The 277-nt window shown below is 39.0% G+C and carries 1 protein-coding gene; it reads left to right on the top strand.

Features of this window, described 5'->3' with window-relative positions; all coding sequences use genetic code 11:
* A partial coding sequence (locus tag R0K30_RS21740; RefSeq protein WP_410612897.1) for a hypothetical protein occupies nucleotides 1-277 on the top strand: 277 nt, incomplete at both ends.

The raw sequence follows: 277 nt of genomic DNA, 5'->3' as shown, positions 1-277 counted from the left end.
AACAAAATCGTGTTGTATCAGTTACTAAAGCCGATGGATCTGTATGGGGTACGCAATACAATGGTAAAGAGGTTACCACCATTAATCCCTCAGGGCACAAAAATACACAGCTGAAAAATGCTATGGGATTACTGGTTAAAGTGATCGACGCTAATGGTAAATCAGCCACTTACCAATACGATGAAAAGGGTAAATCGCGTATATTAGCGGGCCCTAAAGGTAACCAAATTAAAGTTACGTTTGATAAATATGGCAATAAAACGCAGGTAATTGATCC

Source organism: Bacillus sp. SIMBA_154 (assembly GCF_046536015.1).
GTDB lineage: Bacteria > Bacillota > Bacilli > Bacillales > Bacillaceae > Bacillus > Bacillus pumilus_P.
Note: the sequence above shows the minus strand (reverse complement) of the source record. Positions and strands in the feature narration are given on the sequence as shown.